Annotated in this window: 1 protein-coding gene; it reads left to right on the top strand. The window is 52.6% G+C overall.

The window, feature by feature from the left end:
• Positions 1-399 (top strand): proton-conducting transporter transmembrane domain-containing protein (locus ACYQ3Q_RS28540; RefSeq protein WP_459931754.1); only part of this gene is annotated, 399 nt, incomplete at both ends.

Raw genomic sequence — 399 nt, 5'->3', positions numbered from 1 at the left:
TGCAGTGGCGACCCTTATAGCAGAGAAGCAAGGCAGTGACAAGATTGCCGATTATGCAGGCCTCTGGCGTCGCTCCCCGTTAGCGACCGTCGTCATGACAGCCTCCTTATTATCCTTAGCTGGAATTCCGCCCCTCGCGGGATTTGTCGGGAAGTTCTATCTCTTCTCGGCAGCGATGGATCAAGGGTATGTGGCGATTGCCTATATCGGGTTCGTGATGAGCATGATTTCCGTGTACTATTATCTCTCGGTGGTCAAGGTGATGTTCCTCGCTGAGGGTGAGGGCTTACCGGATGTTCCAGTCCATGGAGCGATGAAGTTCACGATGGTATTTACCATGTTAATCACCTTAGCCCTTGGTATTTACCCGACGCCTTTAGCCCAAATGGCTACGGCGGC

The sequence above is a fragment of the Desulfosporosinus burensis genome (assembly GCF_054657535.1).
Note: the sequence above shows the minus strand (reverse complement) of the source record. Positions and strands in the feature narration are given on the sequence as shown.